Source organism: Methylobacterium sp. C33D, assembly GCF_053345825.1.
The window spans coordinates 44,172-70,865 of the sequence record NZ_JBKFAV010000023.1 but is presented as its reverse complement, the minus strand read 5'-3'; the positions used below and the strand labels follow the sequence as shown (position 1 = coordinate 70,865).

Sequence of the window (26,694 nt, the reverse complement as noted above, 5' to 3'; positions counted from 1 at the left end):
ACACGCCATGACGCAGAACAGCGTTCCGGTCTGGTTCATCACCGGCTGCTCGACCGGCTTCGGCCTGGAACTCGCCAAACTCGTCATCGGGCGCGGCTGGAAGGCCGTCGTGACCGCACGGGACCGCGCCAAAGTCGCCGACCTCGCGCAGGGGGCCGAGGACCGGGTCCTGGCCCTGTCCCTGGACGTGACCGAGGCCGGCCAGATCGCCGAATCCGTGCGTGCCGCCATGGACACGTTCGGCCGGATCGACGTGCTCGTGAACAATGCCGGCTACGGCTATCAATCCTCCATCGAGGAGGGCGAGGAGGACAAGATCCGCGCCCAGTTCGACGCCAACGTGTTCGGGCTGTTCGCCCTGACCCGGGCGGTACTTCCGGTGATGCGGGCGCAGCGCGCCGGCCACATCCTCAACGTCACCTCCGTGGCGGGCTTCGTGGGCTTCCCGGCCTCGGGATACTACGCCGCCACCAAGCACGCCGTCGAAGGGTTTTCGGATTCCCTCGCTGCCGAGGCCGGACCGCTCGGCATCCGCGTCACCTGCATCGAGCCGGGGCCGTTCCGCACCGACTGGGCCGGACGCTCCCTGGTCCAGACACCGAATGCGATCGCGGACTACGCCGAGACCGCCGGCGCCCGCCTCAAGGCGACGTCGGAGAAGAGCGGCACCCAGGCCGGTGATCCCGTGCGGGCCGGAGAGGCGATGATCCGGGTGACCGAGACGGCGGAGCCGCCACGCCACCTCGTGCTGGGCGGCTGGGGCTACGACGCGGTGACGACGCGCCTGAAGCAGCGGATCACCGAGATCGAGGCGTGGCGCGAGACGAGCCTCCGGGCCGATTACCCGGAGGGGTAACGGCTCACCGTCTTCGCGAGCGGAGCGAAGCAATCCAGCGGCGCCACGCGCGCCGATGTCGCGCGTCCCTGGATTGCTTGCCTGAGTCCGCGAGGACGCGGCTCAGATGACCGCCTCGATCAGGCCGCGCCGCTTGGCCTCCTCGGCCTCCAGGTACCAGTTGGCCGGCGCCTTCTCGAGCACCTCGTCAAGGGTGACGTCCGAGCCCGCGACGAGATTGGCAAACCCCTCGTTCTGGATCTCGATCGAGCACAGGATCTCGTTGAGCGTCGCCTTCACGGAGGCAATGCAGGTGGTGAGCGGCCCCTGGACGTGGAGCTGCTTGTTCATCTTGCGCTCGTGGATCATCAGCCGCGTGCCGCAGGTCAGGTAGCGGTTCGGCCTCGCGAAGAAGCTCATGAAGGTGGTGCCGGCCGAGTAGATCGCCGCCTTGCCGAGGAACACGAACCGCCGGTTCGGGTCCATCGCGCTGTTGAAGCGGATGTCCTCGCCCATCATCCGCGCGACCTCCGGATCGCCGCCGAGCGTCGTCAGCTCGATCACGACAATCTCGCGGTCCGCCGCCGCGTCGAGCTGGCGGCGGAAGTCCTTGTACATGTCGTAGTCGACCGGGCCGGAGAGCAGCACCGCGGGGGCCCTGAAGGCGGTGGGGCCGAGGGAAGTCGTGTCCATGGTTCTCCTGGTCCAATGTCCGGCCCAGGGCCGCGCCCGCGGCGCCTGGCCGTCGATCAGCGCGCCGGGTCGGGCGCGCCCGCGCCCTTGCCCACGAACGGGATGCCCTCGATCGGGCACTCCTCCGTGCCGACGCTCTGACGGGTAATGGCCCGGACGGCGTCGCGGGTTCCGTCGGGATCCTCGATCCAGCGCCGGTAGAAGTCGTAGGGGCATTCCGACATTCCGTGCCGGTTCTCCTTCGAGTTGATCATGCCCGTGTAGCCGCGGTGCAGGAGCTTGAAGAGGTGGTTCTCCGACTGGCCGTGGGCGCGGAAGTCGCGGATCAGGAACTTGGAGAGGGCGGCGTACTGGATGCCCATCTCCTCCTCGCCGCACTCACCGAGGGTCCGCCCGTCGAAGCCGATGATCGCCGAGTGGCCGAAATACGTGTAGACGCCGTCGAAGCCCGCCGCGTTGGCCACCGCCACGTAGGTGTTGTTGGCGAACGCCATCGCCTTCGAGATGACGACCTGCTGTTCCTTCGCCGGGTACATGTAGCCCTGGCAGCGGATGATCAGCTCGGCGCCCCGCATGGCGCAGTCGCGCCAGATTTCCGGATAATTGCCGTCGTCGCAGATGATGAGGCTGATCTTCAGCCCCTTCGGCCCGTCCGACACGTAGGTGCGGTCGCCCGGGTACCAGCCCTCGATCGGGGTCCAGGGCATGATCTTGCGGTACTTCTGGACGATCTCGCCCTGGTCGTTCATCAGGATCAGGGTGTTGTAGGGCGCCTTGTGCGGGTGCTCCTCGTGGCGCTCGCCGGTCAGCGAGAACACGCCCCAGACCTTGGCCTCCCGGCAGGCGGCGGCGAACACCTCGGTCTCGGCGCCCGGGACCGTCGAGGCGGTCTCGTACATCTCGGCGGCGTCGTACATGATGCCGTGGGTCGAGTATTCGGGGAAGATCACGAGGTCGAGGCCGGGCAGGCCGGTCTTCATGCCGACGATCATCTTGCCGATCGCCTTGGCGTTCTCCAGCACCTCCGCGCGGGTGTGCAGGCGCGGCATCTTGTAGTTCACGACGGCGACGCCGACGCTGTCCTGGCTGGACGAGATGTCTCCGTGCATCATGGCGTGATGTCCTCCTGACCTTGATTATCCCTGGGATGCGCTTGGTTCAGTGGCTGATCATCCAGGGCCGCGCCTTCGGGAAGCTCTTGGCGGCGGCAGGCGCCGCGGTCGCCTTCTTGGGTGAGCAGCAGCCGCAGCCGGCCCCGTGACTGCCGGAGCGCCTGGGCGCGTGGCGGCTGCGCTCGTTGGTGGCGTGGGCGGCCCGCAGCCCCGCATCCATGCCGGCGATGCGCGGCGCGGTGAGGAAGGCCCGCTGGCTCGTGGTCCCGCAATCCGGGCAGTCATGCGGCTCGCGGAACTCCGACATCGGCCGCATCACCGTGAACGGCCCGCAGGCCTCGCAGGCGTAGTCGTAGACGGGCATGAGGTGCTCTCAGCAGGGTCTTGATAGGCGCGAACGGTGCCGAACGACCGCGTGTCCCCTCTCCCGTGCGGGAGAGGGACAGGGTGAGGGGTGTGACCTCTCCGTAGAGTTCTCGTCCCTCACCCCAACCCTCTCTTGCTCGGGAGAGGGAGCAGGTCACAGATCCGGCGAGAGCGGCATCTGGATCGAGCCGTCGAGGAACTTGGTCGGCCCATCGGCGCCGGGATTGATGTCGAACTCGAAGATCTTGGTCGGTATCCAGAGCGTCGCGCAGGCGTTCGGGATGTCGACGACGCCCGAGATGTGGCCCTGGACCGGCGCCGTGCCGAGGATCGAGTAGGCCTGCGCGCCCGAGTAGCCGAACTTCTTGAGGTACTCGATCGCGTTCAGGCAGGCCTGCCGGTAGGCGATGTGGACGTCGAGGTAGTGCTGGCCACCGCTTTCGTCGACCGAGATGCCCTCGAAGATCAGGTGATCGTCGTATTTCGGCGTGATTGGCGACGGCTTGAAGATCGGGTTCTTGATCCCGTACTTCGCCATGCCGTCCTTGATCAGCTCAACCTTGAGATGCACCCAGCCGGCCATCTCGATGGCGCCGCAGAAGGTGATCTCGCCGTCGCCCTGGCTGAAGTGCAGGTCGCCCATGGAGAGGCCGGCGCCGGGTACGTAGACCGGGAAGTAGATCTTCGAGCCGCGCGACAGATCCTTGATGTCGCAATTGCCGCCGTGCTCGCGGGGCGGGACCGTGCGGGCGCCGGTGGCGGCGGCCGCGTCTTTCGCGTCGCCCTTGAGCCGGCCCATATGGGCGGTCGGCCCGAAGGGCAGCGTGGCGAGCGCCGGCACGCGCTCGGGATCGGTGTCGTAAAGCGCCTTCTCGCGGGTGTTCCAGGTCTCCAGCATCTTCGGATCGGGCAGGCAGCCGATCAGGCCGGGATGGATCAGCCCGGGGAAGCGCACGCCCGGGACGTGGCGCGACTTGGTGAACATGCCCTCGAAGTCCCAGATGGACTTCTGGGCCTGCGGGAAGTGCTCGGTGAGGAAGCCGCCGCCGTTCTTCTTCGAGAAGAAGCCGTTGAAGCCCCACTGGCTCTCGGGCTTGGCGCCGATGTCGAGGAGGTCGACCACCAGCAGGTCGCCGGGCTCGGCGCCCTCGACGCCGATCGGGCCCGAGAGGAAGTGCACGATCGACAGGTCGATGTCGCGCACGTCGTCGGCGGAGTCGTTGTTCTTGATGAAGCCGCCGGTCCAGTCGTAGGTCTCGACGATGAAGTCCGCGCCCGGCTTCACATAGGCGACCATCGGGATGTCGGGGTGCCAGCGGTTGTGCACCATGTCGTTGTCGTAGGCCGATTGCGTGAGATCGACCTTGATCAGCGTCTCGGGCATCTCGTGTCTCCAGCTCCCTGACTCTCCGGGGCAGGCCCCGTCCGCGCGCCGCTGCGCGTCTCTCACCCGCTCGCGAGCAGCTCTTTGAGCGCGTCGTCGAGGACCTTGATGTCGTCCGGGCTGGTGCCGGGCCCGCCCGCGAAGTGGCCCCACCACGTGTCGATCACGCGCAGCTCCGCGTTCGGCATGGCGGCCGCCTCGATGGCGTTGTCCTCGGGCGGGAAATACAGGTCGGTCGAGGCGGGCATCAGGATCGCCCTGGCGCGGATGGCGCCGAGCGCGGCCTTGAAATCGCCCTTGAAGGTGTCGTTGGCGCTGATGTCGCCGTGCTGCCACGTCCACAGCATGGCGAGCAGGTTGTTGGCGTCGCGCTCATAGAACAGGCCTTCCCAGAATCCGATCAGGAAGTCCTCCAGCGAGGCGTAGCCCATGTGGGTGATGTCGGCCTCGAGCCGGTAGAAGGTCTGCGACAGGCCCCAGCCCGCGTAGACCCGGCCGAAGGCGCGCAGGCCTCGCGTCGGTGGGCTCGTGTACCAGCCCTCCGCCCAGGCGGCGTCGGCCTGTAATGCCGCCTTGGCGCCCTCCAGGAAAACGTAATTGTGCCGGGAGCACTTGGCCGAGCCCTGAAACGGCAGGATCCTCGGCACCATGTCGGGGTACATCGACGCCCAGTGGTAGGTCTGGAGCGCCCCCATCGACCAGCCGGTGACGAGGACCAGCTTCTCGATGCCGAAATGCTCGGTGACGAGGCGGTGCTGGGCGCGGACGTTGTCGTAGGCGGTGACGTTGGGAAAGCGCGGCCCGTTCCAGGGCGCGGGCGTGTTGCTCGGCGATGACGAGAGCCCGTTGCCGAACATGTTCGGGATAATGATGAAGTACTTGTCCGGGTCGAGCGCCTTGCCGGGGCCGATCAGCCACTCGTTCTCGGTGTGCTGGCCTGAGTACCAGGTCGGGTAGACGATGGCGTTGTCCTTGGCCGGGCTCAGCGTCCCGAAGGTCTTGTAGGCGAGCTTGGCCGCGCGCAGCGTCTTGCCGCACTGGAGGACGAAGTCGCCGAGTTCGAAGATCGCGTGATCGGCCATGCTGCGCCCCTAGACCGACAGGAACCGGGCCACCGCCGCCTCGTCGATCCCGTCGCGCGGGGCCTCGTGGACGACGGCGCCGTTCTCCAGCACGATCACCCGGTCGGCGACGTCGAGGGCGAAGCTCAGGACCTGCTCGGACACGACGATGGAGAGGCCGCGCACGTCTCGGATCGCCTTCAGGGTCCGGCCCATCTCGCGGATGATCGAGGGCTGGATGCCCTCGGTGGGCTCGTCGAGGAGCAGGACCTTCGGCCGGCTTGCGAGCGCCCGGGCGATGGCGAGCTGCTGCTGCTGGCCGCCCGAGAGGTTGCCGCCGCGCCGTCCCTTCATCTCCAGGAGCACCGGGAACATGTCATAGAGGTCCTGCGGCACCTTGCGGGCGCCGGTGACCGTCAGGCCGGTCTCGATGTTCTCCTGGACCGTCATGGTCGAGAAGATCATGCGGCCCTGCGGCACGTAGGCGAGGCCCTTGGCGACCCGGGCGTGGCTCTTCAGCCCGGCGACGTCCGCGCCCTCGACCTGGATCGAGCCGGCCTTGACCGGCACGAGGCCCATCAGAGTCTTCATGAGCGTGGTCTTGCCCATGCCGTTGCGGCCCATCACGGCGACGATCTCGCCGGGCGCCACCGAGAAGGTGAGCCCGTGCAGGACCTCGCTCTGGCCGTAGGCGGCGTGCAGGTCCTCGACGGCGAGCGCCGGCGTGGCGGATGGAATCGTAGCGAGCGGGGGCGCATGGGCGGGGCTTACGTGCGCGGTCTGAAGCGACGCCATGGCTAATGTCCCAAATAAACTTCGACGACCTTGGGGTCGTTCTTGACCCGCTCCATCGAACCCTCGGACAGCACCTTGCCCTGGTGCAGGACGGTCACCCGGTGGGCGATGTCCTCGACGAACTTCATGTCGTGCTCGATCACCAGCACCGAGCGGCCCTTGATGATCTGGTTGAGCAGCTCGGCGGTCTTGATCCGCTCGCCGACGCTCATCCCGGCCACCGGCTCGTCGAGCATCAGCAATTCCGGGTCTTGGATCAGCAGCATGCCGATCTCCAGCCACTGCTTCTGGCCGTGGCTCAAGAACTCGGCCCGCTCCCGGAGCTGGTCCTTCAGGAAGATCGTCTCGGCGATGGCGTGGATGCGGTCGCGGACCTCCGCGTCCCGCTTGAACGTGAGGGCGCCGAAGACCGAGCGGCCGCGGGGGAACGAGATCTCCAAGTTCTCGAACACCGTCAGGTCGTCGTAGATCGACGGCGTCTGGAACTTGCGGCCGACGCCGGCCTGCACGATCGCGCTCTCGGAGAGCTTGGTCAGTTCCTGGCCCTTGTACTTGATCGAGCCGGCGCTCGCCCGGGTGCGTCCGCAGATCAGGTCGAGGACCGTGGTCTTGCCGGCGCCGTTCGGGCCGATGATCACCCGGATCTCGTCGGGCTCGACATAGAACGACACGTCGTTCACCGCCTTGAACCCGTCGAACGAGACGGTCAGCGCCTCGACGGCGAGGAGGTGGTCGGGCGGGGCGGCTTCGGCGCCGACCACGGGGGAGGAGAGGATCGCGGCGTTCATGGGTAACTCACTCGGCCGGGGCGCCATGGGGGGCGATGGCGGGCGCGGGCGCCTGCAGGCTCTTGGCGCGGCGCGTGAGGCGGGGCTCGATGTGCTCCCGCCAGATCCCCGCGAGGCCGTTCGGGAAGGCCAGCACCACGGCGATGAACAGGGCGCCGAGGCCGAACAGCCAGAGGTCCGGAAAGCTCTCGGAGAAGCTGGTCTTGGCCCAGTTGACGAGCAGCGTGCCCCAGACCGCGCCGAACAGGGACAGCCGCCCGCCGACCGCGGCGTAGATCACCATCTCGATCGAGGGGACGATGCCGACGAAGGATGGGGACATGAAACCCACTTGCAGGGTGAACATCGCCCCGCCGATGGCCGCCAACCCGGCCGCGAAGCAGAAGGCGAAGACCTTGAACCCCGCCACCGAGTAGCCGGAGAAGCGGACCCGGTCCTCCTTGTCGCGCATGGCGACGAGGATGCGGCCGAGCTTCGACTTCTTGACGTACTGCGCCGCCAGGATGCAGGCGATCAGCAGGCCACCGTTGACGAAATACAGGATGGTCTTGGCGCCGTCGGTGCGGATGTCCCAGCCGTGGAGGGTGCGCAGGTCGGTGATGCCGTTGATGCCGCCGGTGTAGCCCTGCTGGCCGACGATCAGGATCGTCAGGATCGCGGCGATCGCCTGGGTGATGATCGCGAAGTAGGTGCCGCCGACCCGGCGCTTGAACATCGCGAAGGAGATCAGCATCGCGAACAGGACCGGGACGGCGACCGCCAGGATCAGCGTCAGCGGCAGGCTCTTGAACGGCTGCCAGAACCAGGGCAGCGCCGTGATCTGGTTCCAGTCCATGAAGTCCGGGATGCCGGGCGTCGACTGGATCTTCGTGTTCTCGATGCTCGAAGCCTCCAGCTTCAAGTACATCGCCATGCAGTAGCCACCGAGGCCGAAGAACACGCCCTGGCCGAGCGACAGGATGCCCGCGTAGCCCCAGCAGATCACCAGCCCGAGGGCCACGAAGGCGTAGGTCAGGTACTTGCCGACGAGGTTGAGGCGGAAGGCGTCAAGGGCCAGCGGCAGGACCACCAGGATCACCCCGGCCAGCAGAGCCAAGCTCAGCCACTCGACCGGCTTCATGAACGGGTTGTCGTTGACGGTGACCGACTTGGTGAGCGTCTGGACCGGGTTCGTCATCGGGAAAATCCTCAGCGCCGGACCTTGAGGGTGAAGAGGCCCTGCGGCCTCAGCATCAGGATGCCGACCACCGCCAGCAGGGTGATCACCTTGGCCATCGAGCCGGAGAGGAAGAACTCCAGGGTCGACTGCGTCTGGGAGATCGAGAAGGCCGATGCGATGGTGCCGAGCAGGCTCGCGGCGCCGCCGAACACCACGATCAGGAAGGTGTCGACGATGTAGAGCTGGCCCGAGGTCGGTCCGGTCGAGCCGATCATCGTGAAGGCCGAGCCGGCGATGCCCGCGATGCCGCAGCCGAGTCCGAACGTGTAGCGGTCGACCTTCTCGGTATCGATGCCGACCGCCCCCGCCATGGCGCGGTTCGACATGACGGCGCGGACCTGCTGACCGAAGCGCGAGCGGAAGATCAGCAGCGCGACGCTGACGGTGATCAGGATGGTGACGGCCATGACGAACAGGCCGTTGATCGGGATCTCGATCGTGTCGGTGACCTGCACGGAGCCGATCAGCCAGGACGGCAGCTCGACGCCGACCTCGCGGGCGCCGAAGATCGACCGGTAGGCCTGCTGGAGGATCAACGAGAGGCCCCAGGTGGCCAGCAGCGTGTCGAGGGGGCGCTTGTAGAGGAACCGGATCAGGCCCCATTCCACCAGCATCCCTAAGGCCCCGGAGGCGAGGAACGCCAGGCCCATCGCGATGAAGAAATAGATCGGGAAGAGCGCCGGCAGGTAGGTCTGAAAGAAGGTCGAGCAGAGATAGGTGACGTAGGCGCCGAGGATCATGAACTCCCCGTGCGCCATGTTGATCACGCCCATCTGGCCGAAGATGATGGCGAGCCCGAGCGCCATCAGCAGGTAGACGGAGAACAGGATCAGGCCGGCGAAGCCCTGCATGGCGAAGATCGCGCCGAGGTCGCCGAGGGAATAGTCGCCGAGCATGTCTTTCGGCCTTCTGCGAGAGAGACTACGCGACTGAAGCCCGCGCCGCTCTCCCTCCCCCGCTGAGGGGGGAGGGAAAAATCGGTGCGCTTACTGATATCCCTTCGGGAACGGGTCCGGCTTGATCAGCTCCGGGCTGGTGTAGACGATCTCGAACTGACCATCGGTCTTCGCCCGGCCGACCCGCGTCTTCGACCAGAGGTGATGGTTCTCGTCGATCTTGACGTAGCCTTCCGGCGCGCCCTTGAACTCGATCCCCGGCGAGGCCGCCACCACCTTGTCCACGTCGAACGAGCCGGCCTTCTCGCAGGCCATCTTCCACAGGAACGGTCCGAGATAGGCCGCCTGCGTCACGTCGCCGATGACGGTCTTCTCGCCCCACATCTTCTTGAACGCGGCCACGAAGGCCTTGTTGTTCTCGTTGTCGATCGACTGGAAGTACTTCATGCAGGCATAGGCTCCGGCGATGTTCTCGCCGCCGATGCCGTCGATCTCGTCCTCGGTGACCGAGATCGTCATCAGCACCTGCTTGGACAGGTCGATGCCCGCCGCCTTGAGCTGCTTGTAGAACGCCACGTTCGAGCCGCCGACCACGTCGGCGAAGATCACCTTCGGCTTGGTCAGCTTAATCTTGTTGATCACCGAGTTGAACTGGGTGTGGCCGAGGGGGAAGTACTCCTCGCCGACGACCTTGCCCTTGAGCACGTTCTCAACATGCTTGCGGGCGATCTTGTTGGAGGTGCGCGGCCAGATATAGTCCGAGCCGATGAAGTAGAAGCTGTCGCCGCCTTTCTCCTTGTGGACCCAGTCGAGGCCCGCGAGGATCTGCTGGGTTGCCTCCTGGCCGGTGTAGAAGACGTTCTTGGACTGCTCCAGGCCCTCGTAGAAGGTCGGGTAGTAGAGCAGGCCGTTATACTGCTCGAAGACCGGCAGCACGGCCTTGCGCGAGGCCGAGGTCCAGCAGCCCATCACGGCCGCGCAATGGTCGTTGACGAGGAGCTTCTTGGCCTTCTCGGCGAAGGTCGGCCAATCGGAGGCGCCGTCCTCCTGGATGATCTTGATCTTGCGGCCGAGCACACCGCCGGAATCGTTGATCTGCTGGATCGCGAGCTTCTCCGCTTCCTGCGCGCCCGTCTCGGAGATCGCCATCGTGCCGGTGATCGAGTGCAGGATGCCGACCGTCACCTCGCTGTCGGTCACCGCGAGGCCCGTGGTGTTCACCGCCGAGGTCGGCGGCGCCGCCCACGCAGTGCGCGGCAACAGCGCCAGTGCCGGGGCGCCCGCCAACCCCATGAGCAGCCTGCGCCGCAGCGGGGAGCGCAAGCCGTGATCGGCGCCGGTCTCGGTGTCGTCTGCCATGTGCCTGACCCTGTTCGCGTCCGGGCCTTGAGAGGCGGCCCGGATCGACGAGCGCAGGCTAGGTCCTGGGTTGCGGTGCGGCCTATACGCGATTTTGCGTATGGCCGTGCTCTTGCATGCGCTGCACCATCGCGACGGAATACTTCGAGGTCGGGGTGGTTAAAAGCGCGCAGGGTGAGGACACCGCGCCGGTGTCCGGTGTTTCGCGCGCGCGCGCGCCGCGCGGCCGCCCGTGCGCGACCGCGGCGAGAGTGCCGCCGGGGCGCGGCGGCCGGATCGTGCCGGCCGGGGCCCGATGAGCGGTCCGCAGCGCATCATCCCCATCCGTCGGGACTACAACCGCTTCGTCGCCGACGAGACGCTGGAGGATTACGCCCTCCGGTTCACCGCCAAGAAGGCGCGGCGCTGGTCGAGCCTCGAGGTGGCGCAGACCGCCCTCGGCTCGATCTCGTTCCTGGCGCTGGAGGCGATCGGCGGGACGCTGGCGCTCACCGCGGGCTTTCCCAACACGGTCGCCGCCGTGCTGGTCGTCGGGCTGATCATCTTCGCCACGGCGGCACCGATCACGGTCTACGCCGCCCGCTACGGCGTCGACATGGACCTGCTCACCCGGGGCGCGGGCTTCGGCTATCTCGGCTCGACCGTCACGTCGCTGATCTACGCGAGCTTCACCTTCCTGTTCTTCGCCATCGAGGCGGCGATCATGGCGCTGGCGCTGCAGCTCTGCTTCGGGCTGCCGCTCGGCGTCGGCTACCTGCTCTGCGCCGGGGCGGTGATTCCCCTGGTGGTCTACGGGATCCGGCTGATCAGTCGGTTCCAGATCTGGACCCAGCCGATCTGGCTCGGCCTGAGCCTGCTGCCGCTGATCTTCGTGGCGGCGCAGGGCGCGGCGCCGCTGCGGGCGCTCGCGGGCTTCCCGGGCCTCGACGGCGGCGGGGGCGGTTTCGATCTCGCGCGCTTCGGCCTGGCCACCGGCGTCCTGCTGGCGCTGCTCGCCCAGGTCGGCGAGCAGGTCGACTTCCTGCGCTTCGTTCCGGAGCCGGAGGGCCCGCGCGACCGCCGCTGGTGGCTCGCCGTCCTGGCCGGGGGCGCCGGCTGGATCCTGCCGGGGATGCTGAAGATCCTGCTCGGCGCCGCACTGGCGGTCCTGGCGCTGGACCATGGCGTCCCCGCCGAGCACGCCGCCGAGCCGACCCGCATGTACGCGGTCGCGTTCGGTTACCTGACGGGGGAGGGGAGCCGGGCGGCCCTGCTGCTCACCGGGCTGTTCGTTCTCGTCTCTCAGCTCAAGATCAATCTCACCAACGCCTATGCCGGCTCGATCGCGTGGTCGAATTTCTTCTCGCGCCTGACCCACAGCCATCCGGGGCGGGTGGTCTGGCTCGTGTTCAACGTCGCCATCGCGGTGCTCCTGATGGAGCTCGGTATCGACAAGACCATCGAGAGCACGCTGCCGCTCTACGCCTCCGTGGTCTCGGCCTGGGTCGGGGCGCTGGCCGCCGACCTCGCGGTCAACAAGCCGCTCGGCCTCTCGCCCCCCGGCATCGAGTTCAAGCGCGCCCATCTCTACGCGGTGAACCCGGTGGGGACCGGCGCCATGGCGCTGGCCCTCGCGGCCGGAGGCGCGGCCTATGTCGGCTGGCTCGGCGCGACCCTGCAGCCCTTCGCGCCGCTGCTCACCCTCGCCATCGCGTTCTGCGCGGCCCCGGCGATCGCCTGGGCCACCGCCGGGCGCTGGTATCTCGCCCGGACGCCGAAGCGGGATTGGGGCGCGGCCGAGGTGGTCTGCCGGGTCTGCGAACTGCCCTTCGAGGGCGAGGACATGGCCCATTGTCCGGCCTACGACGCGCCGATCTGCTCCCTCTGCTGCTCGCTCGACGCCCGCTGCGGCGACCTGTGCAAGCCCCACGGACGCCTGGAGGTGCAGGCGCAGGCTGCCGTCGCGCGGATCCTGCCGGTCCGCACCGCTGCCTGGATCGGCGCCCCGCTCGGCCGCTACCTCGCGGTGATGCTGACGCTCTGCGCGGTGATCGGGCTGATTCTCGGCATCGTGCACGCGGGCGCGACGATCGCCCACCCGGAGAATCGCGAGTTCCTGCGCACAGCGCTGACCAGCGTGTTCTTCACCCTGGTGGTGATCCTCGGCGTCGTGGCGTGGCTGTTCGTGCTCGCGCAGGAGAGCCGGCGCGTCGCCCAGGCCGAGACGATGCGCCAGACCGCGCTCTACCAGGCCGAGATCGCCGCCCATAAGGTCACCGACGCCAAGCTGCAGGAGGCCAAGGAGCGGGCCGAGGCCGCCAATCAGGCCAAGAGCCGCTACGTGGTCGGGATCAGCCACGAGCTGCGCACGCCGCTCTCCACCGTGCTCGGCTACGCGCAGCTCCTCGAATCCGACCCGGCGATCCCGGCTCACCGTGTCAACGGCCTGCGGGTGATCCGGCGCAGCGCCCAGCACCTGTCGGGCCTGATCGACGGCCTCCTCGACATCTCGCGCATGGAGGCCGGCCGCCTCCAGATCCACCGCGACGAGGTCCGGCTGACCGACTTCCTGGACCAGCTGGTCGATATGGTCCGCCTCCAGGCCCGGGAGGCCGGGCTCGAGTTCCGGTTCTCACGGCCCGAGATCCTGCCCGCGGTGGTCGCCACCGACGAGAAGCGCCTGCGGCAGGTGCTGCTCAACCTGCTGTCGAACGCCATCAAGTTCACGGAAGCCGGCACCGTGTCGCTGGACCTGAGTTACCGGAGCCAGATCGCGGTGTTCACGATCCGCGACACCGGGCCGGGCATCCCGGAGGCGGACCTCGCGCGGATCTTCGAGCCGTTCGAGCGCGGCTCGACCCCGGCCGCCCGCAGCACGCCGGGGACCGGACTCGGGCTGACCATCGCCAACCTGCTGGCGCAGCTCCTGGGCGGCGAGATCACCGTGACCGCCGCCCCCGGCGGCGGCACGCAGGCGCGGCTGCGCCTGATGCTGGCCTCCGTGGCCCAGCCCGCGCCGATCGCGCCGCCCGCGCCGGTCGCGGCCCCGGAGCGGGCCTACGCGGGCGCGCGCCGGACCGTCCTGGTCGCCGACGACGACAGCGCGCACCGCGCGCTGATGCGGGCGATCCTGGAGCCGCAGGGCATCTCCGTGCGGGAGGCGGGGTCGGGGACCGAGTGCCTCGCGACGGTCGCGCTGGGCGGCATCGACCTCGTCCTCCTCGACATCGCGATGCCCGGTATGAGCGGCTGGGCGGCGGCGGCGGCGCTTCGGCAGGCCGGCCATACCGGCCCGATCGCCATGATGTCCGCCAACGTCCACGAGATCAGCCCGACCCGGGGCGACGACGCCCCCCACGACGCGATCTTCGCCAAGCCCTTCGACCTGCGCGACGTGATGGAGCGCATCGGCAAGCTCCTGCACCTCGAATGGACCGAGAACGCCGGGCCGGCGCGGCCCGAGCCGGCCGCGGCCGCGGCGGACCTCCCGGGGCCGGGGCCCGAGCATGTCGGCGAGCTCCTGCGCCTCGGCCGGATCGGGCATATCCGCGCCATCGAGGCCAAGCTGACCCAGATGGAGGCCGACGCGGCCGTGCCGCCCGCTTTCGTCGCCCGGATGCGCGGTCTAGTCGAAGGGTACGACCTTCGCCGCTACCTGGCGGTCCTGCAGGAACTCGCCCGCCATGACTGAGGCGCCGAAGACCCAGCCGCACAGGGACATCGTCCTGGTGATCGACGATTCGCCCGACACGCTGAGCTTCCTCACCGAGGCGATCGAGCGGTCCGGCGCCACCGTGCTGGTCGCGGTCGGCGGCGACCTCGCCCTGACACTCGTGGACGAGATCACCCCCGACGTGATCCTCCTCGACGCGGTGATGCCCGGCCTCGACGGGTTCGAGACCTGCCGGCGGCTGAAGGCCAAGCCGCAGCTCGCCGGCGTGCCGGTGATCTTCATGACCGGGCTGAGCGAGACCGAGCACATCGTGAAGGGGCTCTCCGCCGGCGGGATCGACTACGTCACGAAGCCCATCGCCCCCGACGAGATCCTGGCCCGGATCCGCGTGCATCTCGCGAGCGCCCGCGCCGCGCAGAGCGCCCGGGCCGCCCTCGACACGGCGGGGCGGACGCTGTTCGCCGTCGCGGAGGACGGCACGGTCCTATGGTCGACGCCGCAGGCCGGGCGGCTCCTCGCCGGGCTCGGGGCGGACACGTCCGCCGCGAACGGGCTGCCCGCCAAGGCCCGCGAGTGGCTGCGCGGGTGCCTCGCCGGGGCCGCCCAGCCGCTCACGCTGACCGATCGCGACGGCGTCGCCTACGCGTTGAGCTTCATCGGCCGCACCCCGGACGAGATCCTGCTCCGGCTGTCGCGCGACGCGCTCTCGGCGGGGGTCGAGCGGCTGCGGGCGCGCCTGCCGGTCACCGGGCGCGAGGCGGAGGTTCTCCTCTGGCTGTCCCGGGGCAAGTCGAGCCGCGACATCGGCGAGATCCTCGGGCTCAGTCACCGGACCGTGACCAAGCACCTCGAGGGCATCTACGCGAAGCTCGGCGTGGAGAACCGCACGGCGGCCTCGATCATCGCGGCGCGGCACCTGCAGGATTGAGCCCGCTCGAAACCGAACGGCAGGGTTGCGCCGGCCGCGAATCCCCAAGCTTGTCCACAGGCCTCGTTCCGCGGCGAAACGCCTTGGTAAGCCCCGCCGCCCCACGGTCCCGGCTCAACCCGACATGCCGAGTCCGGATGCGATGATGACCAGCCAGCAGCTCGCCGACGAACTGAAGCGGATCGCCACCACCCAGGTCAGCGACATCACGCGGGCGGTGAAGGAAGGCCAGAAGTCGATCGCCCTGAACGAGGTGCGCGACATGGCGCGGCGCCTCGGCCTGCTCGCGGATGCCTTCGATCCGAAATCCGCGGCCGAGAGGTCCGAGCCCGTCGCCGAATCCGCCGGCGAGCCGGTCGACGACGCCCAGGCCGCCTGACACCCGTTGCCGGCGGCGTGCCGCCGGTCCCTTCCAGGAGCGCTCCATGGTCCGCGCCCACTTCACCATCCGCCTCGGCAACGCCTCGCTCCCGGCCTCGGCGGCCCAGTGGGTCGAGGATGTCGAGGCCGCCCGGTCGACCGCGCGCACGATCGTGCAGGGCCTGATGCGTCAGCACGGCGGCGATTCGCGCCTCATGGAGGCCGCGATGGTGATCACCGACGACGGCGGCGCCGTGCTGCTGGAAATGTCCTTCTTCGACACGCTGTACCTGCCGGTCGAGCCGGTCCCCGACGCGGACCGGCGCCGGCCGCGCGCGCCGCGCAGGGCCGCGCCGCTCGGGCTGACGGCCGCCCTCGGCCCGGTCCGGCGCCTCGCCGGCGCGCTGGGCATGCGCGCGCAGCAGCCCCTGTCGGGGCGCTGACACCCGCTCAGCCGTAGAGATCGCTGACCACGAAGCCCCGCGGCGCGAGCCGCTCGGCCAGCACGCGCCGGTGGCAGCCCGCCGAATCGCGCTCGAAGCAGAGCAGGCAGATCGGCGACGCCTCGGCGAGCTCGTCCAGCGCCGCCATCCCGGCGGCGGTCTCCAGCACCTCCTCGCAGTAGATCCGGCGCATCAGGGCCGCGTCCCCGGCCCGCGCCGCCTGCCGGCCGGATTTCGGCGTGCCGAGGCCGCGCAGATGCGCGTAGCCGAGCCCGGCCGCGCGCAGGGAGGTGCCGAGCGCACCCTTCGAGAAGCCGCGCTTGCGCGAGTTCGCCACCGCCCGGACATCCGCCAGTACCGCGACTCCGGCGGAGCGCAGGAAGCCAACGAGGCGCTCCGAGTCGAGGCCTTCGTAGCCTATGGTGAAGAGTTGCTTACTCACGGTGCCCCGTGCGGACTCGCGTTGCGGGACCGCGACTTAGCCGTATGCGGCCCTGTGAACCAGCCGGGGATCGGCGTCGTATGTCGCGGGGATGCAACGCGTCCCGGAATTCCGCCGCAATGATCGCAAAGCTCCGTTAACCGCGCCAGGGCCATCGAATACGCCTGTCTGTGGCGCATCTTCGGTGGCGGGCTAAACACTGATGTCGCGGATCTACACGCCTTCGCGGTCACTGATCGAAGATCTCGCTCGGGGCCTGACCAGTCGCCTGCGGCCGGCACGGCGCCTCGCCGGGCGGTTCGCCGCCGCCGTGATCTTGGCCGGACTCGCGGCCTGCGCGTCGAACAGCGACTTCTACCCGACGAAGGGCGACGCCAAGCCCCATCCGGGCGTGGCCAAGGCCAAGCTTCACCCGATCCAGGGCATCGACATCTCGAAGTGGCAGGGCAACGTCGACTGGGCCTCGGTCCGCGCCGCAGGGACCCAGTTCGCCTTCATCAAGGCCACCGAGGGCGGCGACCACGTCGACGAGCGCTTCCGGGCCAACTGGGACGGCGCGGCCCGGGCCGGCGTGCCCCGCGGGGCCTACCACTTCGTGTTCTGGTGCCGCTCCGCCCGGGAGCAGATGGACTGGTTCAAGAAGAACGTCCCGAACGACCCCACCGCCCTGCCGCCGGTCCTCGACGTCGAGTGGAACGGCCACTCGCAGACCTGCCCGAAGAAGCTGCCCAAGGCCCAGGCCCTGGCGATGGTCACCGAGATGCTGGAGGAGATGGAGCGCTACACCGGCAAGCGCCCGATCATCTACACCGACATCACCTTCCACAAGGACGTGCTGGAGGGCGAGCTCCCCGATTACCCCCACTGGCTGCGCTCCACCGCGGCCGAGCCGGAGCAGCGCTTTGTCAACCGCAAGTGGATGCTGTGGCAGTTCACTTCGACGGGCCGGGTGCCGGGCGTGCGCGGCGACGTCGACCGGAACGCCTTCTACGGCACCCCGTCCGAATGGGCCTCGTTCCTGACGACCGACTGCGATCCGCGCGAGCACAAGCGGCTCTCCGAGCAGGGTCTATGCACGGACAAGTAGATGAACGTCTTCGGCGAAACCTAGGTTAGTTCAGGGACGTAGGGCGCGGGGTATGGCTGACGGGCCCGCGCACCGGCGGGCGAGCCCGAGAGGATCCTGAAAGGAGACTCTCCTCCCGCATCTCTCCGTCCCCATGCCGATCGATTCTGCCGCCCCTACCGGCAACCTGCTCCTCGACGCGCTGCCGGGCCCCGACCGCGCCCTGATCGCGCCCCATCTGGAGCCGGTGACCCTCGCCAAGGGGGACACGGCGCTGATGGCCGGCGCTGCGGCGAGCCGCGTGATCTTCCCGCGCGAACAGGCCGTCGTGGCGCTGATCGTCGCCACGCGGGACGGACGGACGGCCGAGATCGCGGGCGTCGGGCATGAGGGAGCGATCGGCGGGATCATCGGCGAGGGGCGGATGCCGCCCGCGGTCAGCGGGTTGGTGCAGGTCGGCGGGGCGGCGCTGCGCCTCGACGCCGATCGGCTGCGACAGGCCGAACTCGAGTCGTCGACGCTGCGCGACCTGTTCGCGCGCTACGCCAACTGCTTCCTGGCCCAGCTGTTCCAGATCGCGGCCTGCAACGCCCTTCACCCGATCGAGCAGCGCTGCCTGCGCTGGCTGCTGTCGCTGCAGGACCGGACCGGCGGCGACACCCTCCCGATCACCCACGAGTTGCTGGCCTCCATGCTGGGGGTGCAGCGGACCTACCTCACCCGCATCCTGCGGGTGCTTCAGGAGCAGGGCCTCATCCGGGTCGGCCGCGGGCGCATCACGATCCTCGACCGCCGGGCAGTCTCCAACGCCGCCTGCGAGTGCCACGCCCGCGTGAGGATGCAGTGCGAGGCGGTGCTCGGCGCGGTCTTCGGACCCGAGGAGCCGCGCCGGACCCAGCCGGTCGAGATGCTCTCGCGGGCCGGGTGAGGCATCGCCGCGCGGTCAGGCGACGACCGGCACGCACACCGGCGCCGCGAGGCCCGGCACCGGCGCCACGACGACGTCGATCCCGTAGATCAGGCGCAGCAGCTCCGGCGTGATCGTCGCGGCGGCGGGCCCGTCGGCGACGAGGCGGCCCGTGTGCAGGGCGATGAGGCGGTCGGCGCAGAGCAGGGCGTGACCGGGATCGTGCGTCGAGAACAGCACGGCGATGCCGGCCTGCGCGAGGCGGCGGATCTGCCCGAGGACGCGGGCCTGGTTGCCGAAATCGAGGCTGGCGGTCGGCTCGTCCATCACGAGGAGCCGCGGCTCGCCGCTGAGCGCCCGCGCGATCAGCGCGAGCTGCCGCTCGCCGCCGCTGATCTCCGTGTAGACCTGATCGGCGAGATGCCCGATCCCCAGGGTGGCCAGCGCCCGCTCGGCGGCCGCGACGTCGGACGGGCCTGGGGCGGTGAACGGACCGAGCCGGCTCGCCCGGCCCATCACGACGACCTCGCGCACCGTGAACGGGAAGAAGGCCGCGTGCGCCTGGGGCACGGCCGCGATCGTGCGGGCGATAGCGGTCCGCGAGAGACGCGCCAGGTCCGCGCCGTCGAGGTCGACCCGCCCGGCCCGGGCAGGCAGCAGGCCGAGCAGCGTCTGGAACAGCGTGGTCTTGCCGCCGCCGTTCGGCCCGACCAGGCACAGTACCTCGCCCGCGGCGAGGTCGAAGGAGACGCCGTGGCCGACGGTTCGGCCGGCCGGGCGGCTGCCATACCCGAAGGCGAGGTCCCGGACCCGGAGCAGCATCAGCTGAAGCCCCGGCGCCCGGAGGCCAGCAGCCAGAGGAAGAACGGTGCCCCGACCAGGGCCGTCAGGATGCCGAGGGGCACCTCGACGGTGCCCAGGTTCCGCGCGATCAGGTCAACCAGCACGAGGTAGCCCGCCCCGAGCACCAGCGAGGCGGGCAGCAGGCGGCGATAATCCGGCCCGACCAGCAGGCGGGCGACGTGCGGCACGATCAGACCGATCCAGCCGATGACCCCGGTCATCGCGACGGCCGCCGCCGTAATCAGCGTCGCGCCGGCGATCAGGACGGGGCGCAGCACCCGCGTCTCCACCCCGAGGGCCCGCGCCTCCGCGTCGCCGAGGCTCATCAGGTTCATGCGCCATCGCAGCAGCACCAGGGGCACGAGGCCGAGCAGCATCATCGGCAGGGTGGCGGCGACGTCGCCGAGGGTGACCGAGGACAGGCTCCCGAGGAGCCAGAAGGTGATCGCCGGGAGCTGGTTGTAGGGGTCGGCCAGAACCTTGAGGAGCGAGATGCCCGCCCCGAGAACTGCCCCGACCGCGACCCCGGCGAGGACCAGCGTCAGGACCGGATCGTGGCGCCGCACGGCGAGGCCGACGCCGTAGACCGCCGCGACGGCGCCGAGGCCGCCCAGGAAGGCCAGGGCCTGGATCGGCGCCACCGGCAGGCCGAGATAGATCCCGAGCACGGCGCCGAGGCCGGCCCCGGCCGAGACGCCGAGGATGTCGGGCGAGACCAGCGGGTTGCGGAACAGGCCCTGGTAGGTCGCTCCGGCCGCCGACAGGGCCGCGCCGACAACCAGCGCGGCGAGCACCCGGGGCAGGCGCACCTGCATCACGACGGTCTCTGCCGTCGCCGGAACCCGGAGGGGCAGCCCGAGCAGACGGTGGCCGAGGATCGCGGCGAGGTCGGCGGGCGCGACCGGGTACTTGCCGACGGCCAGCGCAAGGGCGGTCAGCGCCAGAAGGGCGAGCCCGGACAGCAGCGCCGCGGGCAGGGGGAGGCGGGTGCGCGTCCGGATCGTCGCGGCGGAGGCCGGGACGCGGCTCACCGGGACGGGCCCGGGGATGAGCCCGGGGCCGGCGGGCCGAGGAGGGCGGCGGCCTGACCGGCGTCGAGGTCGACATGGTAAAAGCGGCTGAAGAAGGCGCGCACCACGTCGGGCATCGGCTCCGGGAACAGGTCCGGATGGAGCCGGGCCGCCAGCCAGCGCAGGCCGATCAGCCGGTTTACCCCCGGCGGGGCGTCGAACCACGGGAACGGCTGGAGCGGCGCCACGTAGACCCGCCCAGTCTGGACGGCCCGGACGTCCCGCCACAGCGGGTCGGCGCGCGACCCGGCCGCGAAGACCGGGTCGAGAGTGACGATCACGTCCGGGTTCCAGGCGAGAACCTGCTCCGGCGAGACGTTGCCGAGGCGACCGCCGCCGTCCCGCGCGACGTTGCGGCCGCCCGCGGCCTCGATCAGCTCGGTGTTGATCGATCCGGCGAACCCCGTCTCCAGCCCGCGCGGCCCGCGCGCGTAGTAGACCCGAGGCCGCTTCTCCTCCGGAACGGTCGCCACGGCGCGCTCCACCGTGCCGGCGAGACGCTCGGCCTCCACCGCCAGGGCGTCCGCGTCGGACTGACGGCCCAGGGCCGCGCCGAGCTGCCGATAGGCTTCCGGAGTCTTCGCGAGGCTGCCGTCGAGCAGGATGTAGGGGATCCCGATCTGGGCCTGCACCCGGTCGGCTAGCGACGCGTAGGTCGGCCCGAGGCTGCCCGAATCCACGATCAGATCCGGCTTGGCGGCCAGCACCGCCTCGACGTTGGCCGTGCCGCCGCGCCCGGTCAGGCGGCCGTAGGCGGGGAGGGCCCGGGTCCGGGGCTCGAGGAAGGGCAGCGCCTCGGGATGCGGGGCGCTCACCCAGCCGGCCATGAGGTCGGGCGCCAGGGTGTAGAGCAGCACCGCGGCCGGCGGTCCCGCGGCGAGCACCCGACCGACCCGTTCGGGGAGTTCGACCGTGCGGCCGGCCGCGTCCGTGAACGGCCGCGCCGCCGCCCCGCCGGACGCCGCCAGCAGCAGGATCAGCGCCGCGGTCAGGGCGCGGCGGCGGCCGTGTCTCCGCGCCATCAGGCGGGCTTCCGCTCCAGGATCTCGATCAGCGCCCCGTCGGGCCCTTCCACGAAGGCGATCCGCAGTCCGGGGCCGCGCTCGGTGATGCCGGTCCGCACCGTGACGCCGCGGGCTTCGAGATCGGCCATCGCGGCCTCGATGTCGGCGACGCGCAGCCCGACATGCTCGATCCCGAGGCAGGGCGTAGCGGTCGCCGGCGCGATCTCATCCGGGGCCTGCTCGATGAAGACGGCGAGGCCGCCGAGGTCGAGCACGACGCGCTGCACCGGGTCCGCGCCGACGCGCTTCACCTCCCGGGCCCCGAAGGTCTCGACGTAGAAGGACGCGGCCGCGACGGCGTCGCGGCTGCGCAGGTGGAGGTGGTCGCAGGCGTAGTGCATCGGCTCTCCGGCCCCGGGTGATCGCGTCGCGAGCGGCCTCCGGCGCCGTCCCGCCGGAGGCGCCGCCACGCGCCGCGTCCGACGATAGGGCCGGCGCGGAGCCGCGGCGAGACCGGCCGCTTGACGTTCGGCGCGAACCCGCAGACTTTCGCCGCCAGGACCGTTGCAGGGATGCAACATCCATCCCACATCCCGGTTGCGAATGCACATCGCACAGCCAACCGCACAGCCAAGAGATCCATGCGCAATCCCTACGACGTGCTGGGCGTGGCCAAGGGGGCGAGCGAGGCCGAGATCAAGAAGGCCTATCGCAAGCTCGCCAAGGACTTCCACCCCGACCGCAACAAGAACGACGCGAAGGCCAAGGACCGCTTTGCCGAGGCGAACTCGGCCTACGAGATCCTGGGCGATTCCGAGAAGCGCAAGCAGTTCGACCGCGGCGAGATCGACGCCGAGGGCAAGCCGCGCGCGACCGGCTTCGAGGGGTTCGGCGGCTTCGGCGGCGGGCGCGGCGGCAATTTCGACTTCGAGAACATGGCGCGCGCCCAGCGCGGCGGCGGCATGGGCGGCGGGATGGGCGAGGACATCTTCTCGCACATCTTCGGCGAGGCCTTCCGCGCCGGCGGCGCCGGCCCGGGCGGCCAGCGCCAGGCGGCCAAGGGCGAGGACGTCGCCGCGGAGCTGCTGGTGACGCTGGAGCAGGTCGCCAGCGAGGAGAAGCTGCGCCTCGCCCTGCCCACGGGCCGGGAGGTCGACGTCGTGATCCCCCGCGGCGTGGTCGACGGCCAGACCATCCGGCTGCGCGGCCTCGGCCAGAGCGGCGGGCCCCGGGCCGAGCCGGGCGACGCTCTGCTCACCATCCGGATCCGTCCGCACCCGCGGTTCACCGTGGAGGGGGCCGACCTGCGCACCAGCGTCGACGTTCCGCTGGAGGATGCCGTGCTCGGCGGCACGATCCGCGTGCCGACGCTCACCGGCGCCGTCGAGATGAAGATCCCGGCGATGACGAGCTCCGGCCGGACCTTCCGCCTCCGCGGCAAGGGCCTGCCGAAGAAGGACGGGACCCGCGGCGACCTGTTCGCCACCACGGCGATCGTCCTGCCGGAGGGCGAGGACGCGGCGTTGACCGAATTCGCCCGCGGCCGCAGGGCCGCCAACGCGGCCTGACCGGCGGGTGTAGCCTCCGGGACGCGCATGAAGGCGCCCGGCGGCGTCCCGGACTTCCGTCGCCGGGCCGCCTCCGCTAAGGAGGCCCCCCGGCCCCGAAAGGGGGCGCGCGGCTTCGGGATCGATCATGGCGGAACACGGGCAGGGCCTTCTGGCGGGCAAGCGGGGCATCGTCCTCGGGGTCGCCAACAACCGCTCGATCGCCTGGGGCATCGCCCGCAGCGCCCGCGCCCACGGGGCCGAACTGGCCTTCACCTACCAGGGCGACGCCCTGCGCAAGCGCGTCGAGCCCCTCGCCAAGGAACTCGACGCCCACGTGATCGGGCACTGCGACGTCACCGAGTCGGCCACGATCGACGCGGTCTTCGCGGAAGCCGCGAAGGTCTTCCCAGACGGCATCGACTTCGTCGTCCACTGCGTCGCCTTCTCCGACAAGGACGAACTGACCGGCCGCTACATCGAGACTTCCGAGGACAATTTCACCAAGTCGCTCCTGGTCTCGTGCTACTCGTTCACCGCCGTGGCCCAGCGCGCCGAGAAGATCATGCGCCCGGGCGGGTCGCTGGTGACCCTGACCTATTACGGCGCCGAGAAGTGGATGCCCCACTACAACGTGATGGGCGTCGCCAAGGCGGCGCTGGAGGCGTCCGTGCGCTACCTCGCGGCCGATCTCGGCCCGAAGAACATCCGGGTCAACGCGATCTCGGCCGGCCCGATCAAGACCCTCGCGGCCTCGGGGATCGGCGATTTCCGCTACATCCTGAAGTGGAACGAGTACAACGCGCCCCTGCGCCGGACCGTGACGATCGGGGAGGTCGGCGAGACCGCGTCCTACCTCGTCTCGGACATGGCGGCCGGCATGACCGGCGAGATCCTCCACGTGGATGCCGGCTACCACGTCGTCGGCATGAAGAACCCCGAGGCGCCCGACCTCACCCTCGACAAGGACTGAGATTCTTCGCTCGTCGCGCCCGCAGGGCGTGCGGCGCGATCGGGCAGACAATCCTCACGCGTCTTCCGCCTCTTCGAACTCGCCCGAGAGCTTCAGCCCGTCGATCCAGGTCTCGCCGTCGCGCTTAATGACGGTGCGCGGCCGGACGTTGCCGTGCCGCGCGATCCCCGCTGCCAGTCGCTCCGAATGCGTCACGAGCCAGATCTGCGTCCGCTCCGCGGCCCGCGCGATCAGCCGCGCCAGGGGATCCATGAGATCGGGATGCAGGCTGGTCTCGGGCTCGTTGAGCGCGATGAACGGCGGCAGCCGGTAGCCGAGCAGCGCTCCGGCGAGCGCGAGGTAGCGCAGGGTGCCGTCCGACAGTTCCGGCGGATCGAAGGTCCGGGCGGGAAAGTCGGGAAAGCGCAGGCCGAAGCTCGCGTGACGGCCGGGCTCCGGAAGGACGAGCTCCGCGCCCGGGAAAGCGCCGTCGACGGCCGCGTCGATCTCGGTCGTGTCCTGCCGGATATGCGCCAGCGTGGCGAAGACGGCCGCGAGGTCGGTGCCGTCGGACGCGAGCGTCGGCGTCGTCACCGCGAGGCAGGGTCGGCGCAAGGGCGACTCGGCATCCGTCCGGAAATCGTGGTGGAAGCGCCACCCCGCCAGGGCGAGGCGGACCGCGGCGATCTCCGGATGGGCGGTGGCGTCGAGGAGGCATCCGAGGGCGGTCTCCGTCGGAAGCAGGTCCCCGCCGAGGCCGCGCTTGCGGCCCTCCGCGTCGCGGACGAACCCGCTGCGCCCGTCGCGATCGAGGATCACGGCGGTGCGGCCGCGGGTGCGGACCGTCAGGCGCTCGATCTTGACCTGCGGTTCCTTGCGGAAGGCGGCGCCGAAGGTGGTTCCGCCGACCTGCTGCACCAGCCCGATCTCGACCGCGTAGACGAAGTCCTGCCCGATCGTGTCGTGGCGGAGGGTTGCCGACAGGCAGATCCGCGCCGCCTCGCCCTGCCGCCGGCGGCCGGCCCAGAGGGCCGAATCCATGCCGCCCTCGGCGGCGAGGTCGCGGGTCAAGGTGCCCCGAGCTGCGGCCTGCAGCAGCTCCAGGGCGCGGTAGAGGTTGGTCTTGCCGGTACCGTTGCCCCCGACGAAGACCGACAGCGCGTCGACCGGGAAGCTCACCCGCCGCAGAGAGCGGTAGCCCGAGACCGCGACCTCCCGAACCACCAGCATCCCGGCTCCTCCCGCGTCAGTCCGGCACCGTCAGATCCGCGATGCCCCTGGCGGCCTCGGGGAATCGCGGATCCATGGCCTCCAGCGTATCCGCCACGGTGCGGGCAATCACGTAGTTGCGGAACCACTTTTGGTTGGCCGGCACCACCAGCCAGGGCGCGCGGGACGTCGAGCAGCGGCCGAGGGCGTCCGCGAAGGCCTGCTGGTAGGCGTCCCAGGATTTCCGCTCGACCAGATCGGCAGGGTCGAACTTCCAGTGCTTCTCGGGATCGGCGATCCGGTCCTCCAGGCGCTTCTTCTGCTCCGCCTTGGAGATGTGCAGGAAGAACTTGAGGACCGTGGTGCCCGATTCGACGAGCAGGCGCTCGAAATCGTTGATCCGGCCGTAGCGGCTCTGCCAGACAGCATCCGGCACGAGGCCCTTCACCCGGACCACAAGGACGTCCTCGTAGTGGCTGCGGTTGAACACCCCGATCATGCCGCGCCCCGGCACCCGGGCGTGGTAGCGCCACAGGAAGTCGTGATCGAGTTCCTCGCTCGAAGGCACCTTGAACGAGGCGACCGCGCAGCCCTGCGGGTTCACCCCCTTCAGAACTGACCGGATCGTGCCATCCTTGCCGCCGGTGTCGATCGCCTGGAACACCAGCAGCAGGCTCCGGGCCCGCTCCGCGTAGAGGCGCTCCTGGAGGGCGACGATGCGCTCGCGCTCCTCGGCGAGGGCGTCCTTGGCCCAGTCTTTGTCGAGGTCGCCGACGTCGTCGGGATCGACCGCCGCGAGATCGAAGGGCGCGCCCGGCTCTACCGCCACGATGCCCGGCGCGGGGCGGATCGGCACCGGCTCGTGCTGGCCGAGCGCTGCCGGCACGGATTCGGCGACGGCGTCGACGCTTCCGGCCCACCGGGCCGTCGACGGGCGGTGATCCACGGTGGGATCGTGCAGATCGGCCTCACCTGTCATGCCGTCACCGCGCTTGTGGCCGCGATGATGCTTGCCGTGCTTCTTGGACATGGGGCAGGACCTGTTTCCGGATATTGCCGACCGACGGCGAGAACGGCCGGTATCCCAGGCTGTTCCGGACGCCTGTGCAGGACGGGGTTGAGACGGTTGGGTACGATCTACTTCATCCGGCACGGCCAGACCGCCTGGAATGCCGAGGGACGCCTCCAGGGCGGGCGCGACACCGACCTCAACGCGCAGGGCGAGGCGCAGGCCGCGGCCGTGGCGGAGCGCCTCGCCGCCGCGGCGGGGCCGGCGCTGGCGTCCGCCGATTTCGTCGCGAGCCCGCTCAAGCGCACCCGGCGCACCATGGAGATCCTCCGGACCGCCCTCGGCCTGCCGCCGGAGGCGTACCGCACCGACCCGCGCCTGCGGGAGATCGGCTTCGGCAGCTGGGAGGGCTCCACCTGGGCGGAGATCCGGCGCCGCGACCCGGCCGGCGCGGCCGGGCGCGACCGCGACCGCTGGCACTACCGCCCGCCCGGCCTCGGTGCCGAGAGCTATGCCGGCCTCGTGGAGCGCGTCGGCCCGATGATCGCGGGCCTTGAGCGGGACACGGTGATCGTCGCCCATGGCGGCGTCGCCCGGGCCGCCCTCGTGGCCCTCGGCCATCTCGACATCTACGCCGCGCCCCGCCTCGGTATCCGCCAGGGCGAGGTCCTGATCCTCGAGCCCGGAGGCTGGCGCTGGGCTTGATCCTGTGCGCCCGCGCAGTGCAAAGCCGCCTCGATAACGGCATGATCGG

Annotated in this window: 27 protein-coding genes; 10 read left to right on the top strand and 17 right to left on the bottom strand. The window is 70.1% G+C overall.

Annotated elements, in window-relative coordinates; genetic code table 11:
* The first annotated feature begins 7 nt into the window (after positions 1-7).
* Complete coding sequence (locus ACLBXO_RS19100) at positions 8-856, top strand: oxidoreductase (protein WP_447686330.1); 849 nt, start codon at positions 8-10, stop codon at positions 854-856.
* 102 nt (positions 857-958) lie between these two features.
* Here ACLBXO_RS19100 and ACLBXO_RS19095 read toward each other — a convergent pair whose 3' ends face one another.
* The 10 genes from ACLBXO_RS19095 to urtA form a co-directional block, all read right to left on the bottom strand.
* Positions 959-1,528: a ClpP family protease gene (locus ACLBXO_RS19095; protein ID WP_447686329.1), complete on the bottom strand. Its 570-nt coding sequence runs from the start codon at positions 1,526-1,528 to the stop codon at positions 959-961.
* Between the two features lie 56 nt (positions 1,529-1,584).
* Positions 1,585-2,640, bottom strand: a complete 1,056-nt coding sequence (locus tag ACLBXO_RS19090; RefSeq protein WP_020090552.1) for an aliphatic amidase — start codon at positions 2,638-2,640, stop codon at positions 1,585-1,587.
* 46 nt (positions 2,641-2,686) lie between these two features.
* Positions 2,687-3,004, bottom strand: coding sequence for an FmdB family zinc ribbon protein (locus ACLBXO_RS19085; protein ID WP_447686328.1), 318 nt, complete (start codon positions 3,002-3,004; stop codon positions 2,687-2,689).
* A 156-nt stretch (positions 3,005-3,160) separates the two neighbouring features.
* Positions 3,161-4,390: a formamidase gene (gene fmdA / locus ACLBXO_RS19080; protein ID WP_012322394.1), complete on the bottom strand. Its 1,230-nt coding sequence runs from the start codon at positions 4,388-4,390 to the stop codon at positions 3,161-3,163.
* A gap of 62 nt (positions 4,391-4,452) precedes the next feature.
* Complete coding sequence (locus tag ACLBXO_RS19075) at positions 4,453-5,472, bottom strand: alpha/beta fold hydrolase (RefSeq protein WP_447686327.1); 1,020 nt, start codon at positions 5,470-5,472, stop codon at positions 4,453-4,455.
* A 9-nt stretch (positions 5,473-5,481) separates the two neighbouring features.
* Positions 5,482-6,246, bottom strand: a complete 765-nt coding sequence (gene urtE / locus ACLBXO_RS19070; protein ID WP_447686326.1) for an urea ABC transporter ATP-binding subunit UrtE — start codon at positions 6,244-6,246, stop codon at positions 5,482-5,484.
* A 2-nt stretch (positions 6,247-6,248) separates the two neighbouring features.
* Positions 6,249-7,034: an urea ABC transporter ATP-binding protein UrtD gene (urtD, locus tag ACLBXO_RS19065; RefSeq protein WP_447686325.1), complete on the bottom strand. Its 786-nt coding sequence runs from the start codon at positions 7,032-7,034 to the stop codon at positions 6,249-6,251.
* 7 nt (positions 7,035-7,041) lie between these two features.
* The gene (gene urtC, locus ACLBXO_RS19060; protein WP_331312760.1) at positions 7,042-8,211 is read right to left on the bottom strand and encodes an urea ABC transporter permease subunit UrtC; all 1,170 of its coding nucleotides are present in this window, start codon (positions 8,209-8,211) and stop codon (positions 7,042-7,044) included.
* An 11-nt stretch (positions 8,212-8,222) separates the two neighbouring features.
* Positions 8,223-9,149, bottom strand: coding sequence for an urea ABC transporter permease subunit UrtB (gene urtB / locus ACLBXO_RS19055; RefSeq protein ID WP_012322399.1), 927 nt, complete (start codon positions 9,147-9,149; stop codon positions 8,223-8,225).
* Between the two features lie 90 nt (positions 9,150-9,239).
* Complete coding sequence (gene urtA / locus ACLBXO_RS19050) at positions 9,240-10,508, bottom strand: urea ABC transporter substrate-binding protein (protein WP_447686324.1); 1,269 nt, start codon at positions 10,506-10,508, stop codon at positions 9,240-9,242.
* Between the two features lie 295 nt (positions 10,509-10,803).
* Between urtA and ACLBXO_RS19045 the strand changes: the two genes are divergently transcribed.
* The 4 genes from ACLBXO_RS19045 (at position 10,804) to ACLBXO_RS19030 (ending at position 15,891) form a co-directional block, all read left to right on the top strand.
* Entirely contained in the window at positions 10,804-14,178 is a 3,375-nt protein-coding gene (locus ACLBXO_RS19045) for a hybrid sensor histidine kinase/response regulator (protein ID WP_447686323.1), read from the top strand.
* Positions 14,171-15,088 carry a response regulator gene (locus ACLBXO_RS19040; RefSeq protein ID WP_447686322.1) on the top strand — a complete coding sequence of 306 codons (918 nt, stop codon included), beginning with the start codon at positions 14,171-14,173 and terminating at the stop codon, positions 15,086-15,088. The genes ACLBXO_RS19045 and ACLBXO_RS19040 overlap by 8 nt, the downstream gene beginning before the upstream one ends.
* 145 nt (positions 15,089-15,233) lie before the next feature.
* Complete coding sequence (locus ACLBXO_RS19035; protein WP_447686321.1) at positions 15,234-15,467, top strand: hypothetical protein; 234 nt, start codon at positions 15,234-15,236, stop codon at positions 15,465-15,467.
* 46 nt (positions 15,468-15,513) lie between these two features.
* A complete protein-coding gene (locus tag ACLBXO_RS19030; protein ID WP_447686320.1) occupies positions 15,514-15,891 on the top strand; it encodes a DUF6894 family protein in 378 nt (125 codons plus the stop codon).
* Between the two features lie 7 nt (positions 15,892-15,898).
* Here the strand turns inward: ACLBXO_RS19030 and ACLBXO_RS19025 are convergent, their stop codons facing one another.
* The gene (locus tag ACLBXO_RS19025) at positions 15,899-16,333 is read right to left on the bottom strand and encodes a DUF488 domain-containing protein (protein ID WP_447686319.1); all 435 of its coding nucleotides are present in this window, start codon (positions 16,331-16,333) and stop codon (positions 15,899-15,901) included.
* Between the two features lie 202 nt (positions 16,334-16,535).
* Here ACLBXO_RS19025 and ACLBXO_RS19020 point away from each other — a divergent pair, with 202 nt between their 5' ends.
* Both ACLBXO_RS19020 and ACLBXO_RS19015 read left to right on the top strand, forming a co-directional pair.
* A complete protein-coding gene (locus tag ACLBXO_RS19020) occupies positions 16,536-17,420 on the top strand; it encodes a glycoside hydrolase family 25 protein (RefSeq protein ID WP_447686318.1) in 885 nt (294 codons plus the stop codon).
* 133 nt (positions 17,421-17,553) lie between these two features.
* Complete coding sequence (locus tag ACLBXO_RS19015) at positions 17,554-18,327, top strand: Crp/Fnr family transcriptional regulator (RefSeq protein ID WP_447686317.1); 774 nt, start codon at positions 17,554-17,556, stop codon at positions 18,325-18,327.
* A 15-nt stretch (positions 18,328-18,342) separates the two neighbouring features.
* On the opposite strand, the gene ACLBXO_RS19010 is transcribed toward ACLBXO_RS19015, so the two are convergent.
* From ACLBXO_RS19010 to ACLBXO_RS18995, 4 genes are read right to left on the bottom strand one after another with little or no spacing between them, the layout of a single operon-like run.
* Positions 18,343-19,128, bottom strand: coding sequence for an ABC transporter ATP-binding protein (locus ACLBXO_RS19010; protein WP_447686316.1), 786 nt, complete (start codon positions 19,126-19,128; stop codon positions 18,343-18,345).
* Positions 19,128-20,180, bottom strand: coding sequence for a FecCD family ABC transporter permease (locus ACLBXO_RS19005; protein ID WP_331312996.1), 1,053 nt, complete (start codon positions 20,178-20,180; stop codon positions 19,128-19,130). The genes ACLBXO_RS19010 and ACLBXO_RS19005 overlap by 1 nt, the downstream gene beginning before the upstream one ends.
* Positions 20,177-21,241, bottom strand: coding sequence for an iron ABC transporter substrate-binding protein (locus tag ACLBXO_RS19000; RefSeq protein WP_447686315.1), 1,065 nt, complete (start codon positions 21,239-21,241; stop codon positions 20,177-20,179). The genes ACLBXO_RS19005 and ACLBXO_RS19000 overlap by 4 nt, the downstream gene beginning before the upstream one ends.
* Positions 21,241-21,624 carry a VOC family protein gene (locus tag ACLBXO_RS18995; RefSeq protein WP_447686314.1) on the bottom strand — a complete coding sequence of 128 codons (384 nt, stop codon included), beginning with the start codon at positions 21,622-21,624 and terminating at the stop codon, positions 21,241-21,243. Before ACLBXO_RS18995 ends, ACLBXO_RS19000 begins: the two co-directional genes overlap by 1 nt.
* A 240-nt stretch (positions 21,625-21,864) precedes the next feature.
* Between ACLBXO_RS18995 and ACLBXO_RS18990 the strand changes: the two genes are divergently transcribed.
* A complete protein-coding gene (locus ACLBXO_RS18990) occupies positions 21,865-22,791 on the top strand; it encodes a J domain-containing protein (RefSeq protein WP_331312999.1) in 927 nt (308 codons plus the stop codon).
* 127 nt (positions 22,792-22,918) lie between these two features.
* Positions 22,919-23,743, top strand: a complete 825-nt coding sequence (gene fabI / locus ACLBXO_RS18985; protein ID WP_012322413.1) for an enoyl-ACP reductase FabI — start codon at positions 22,919-22,921, stop codon at positions 23,741-23,743.
* 54 nt (positions 23,744-23,797) lie between these two features.
* Here fabI and ACLBXO_RS18980 read toward each other — a convergent pair whose 3' ends face one another.
* Together ACLBXO_RS18980 and ACLBXO_RS18975 are read right to left on the bottom strand one after the other, a co-directional pair.
* Positions 23,798-24,952 carry an AAA family ATPase gene (locus tag ACLBXO_RS18980; RefSeq protein ID WP_447686313.1) on the bottom strand — a complete coding sequence of 385 codons (1,155 nt, stop codon included), beginning with the start codon at positions 24,950-24,952 and terminating at the stop codon, positions 23,798-23,800.
* A gap of 16 nt (positions 24,953-24,968) precedes the next feature.
* Positions 24,969-25,961, bottom strand: a complete 993-nt coding sequence (locus ACLBXO_RS18975) for a polyphosphate kinase 2 family protein (RefSeq protein ID WP_447686312.1) — start codon at positions 25,959-25,961, stop codon at positions 24,969-24,971.
* Positions 25,962-26,057: 96 nt separating this feature from the next.
* Between ACLBXO_RS18975 and ACLBXO_RS18970 the strand changes: the two genes are divergently transcribed.
* Positions 26,058-26,645 (top strand): histidine phosphatase family protein, encoded by a 588-nt coding sequence (locus ACLBXO_RS18970; protein WP_331313002.1) that lies wholly within the window; start codon positions 26,058-26,060, stop codon positions 26,643-26,645.
* Positions 26,646-26,694 lie beyond the last annotated feature (49 nt).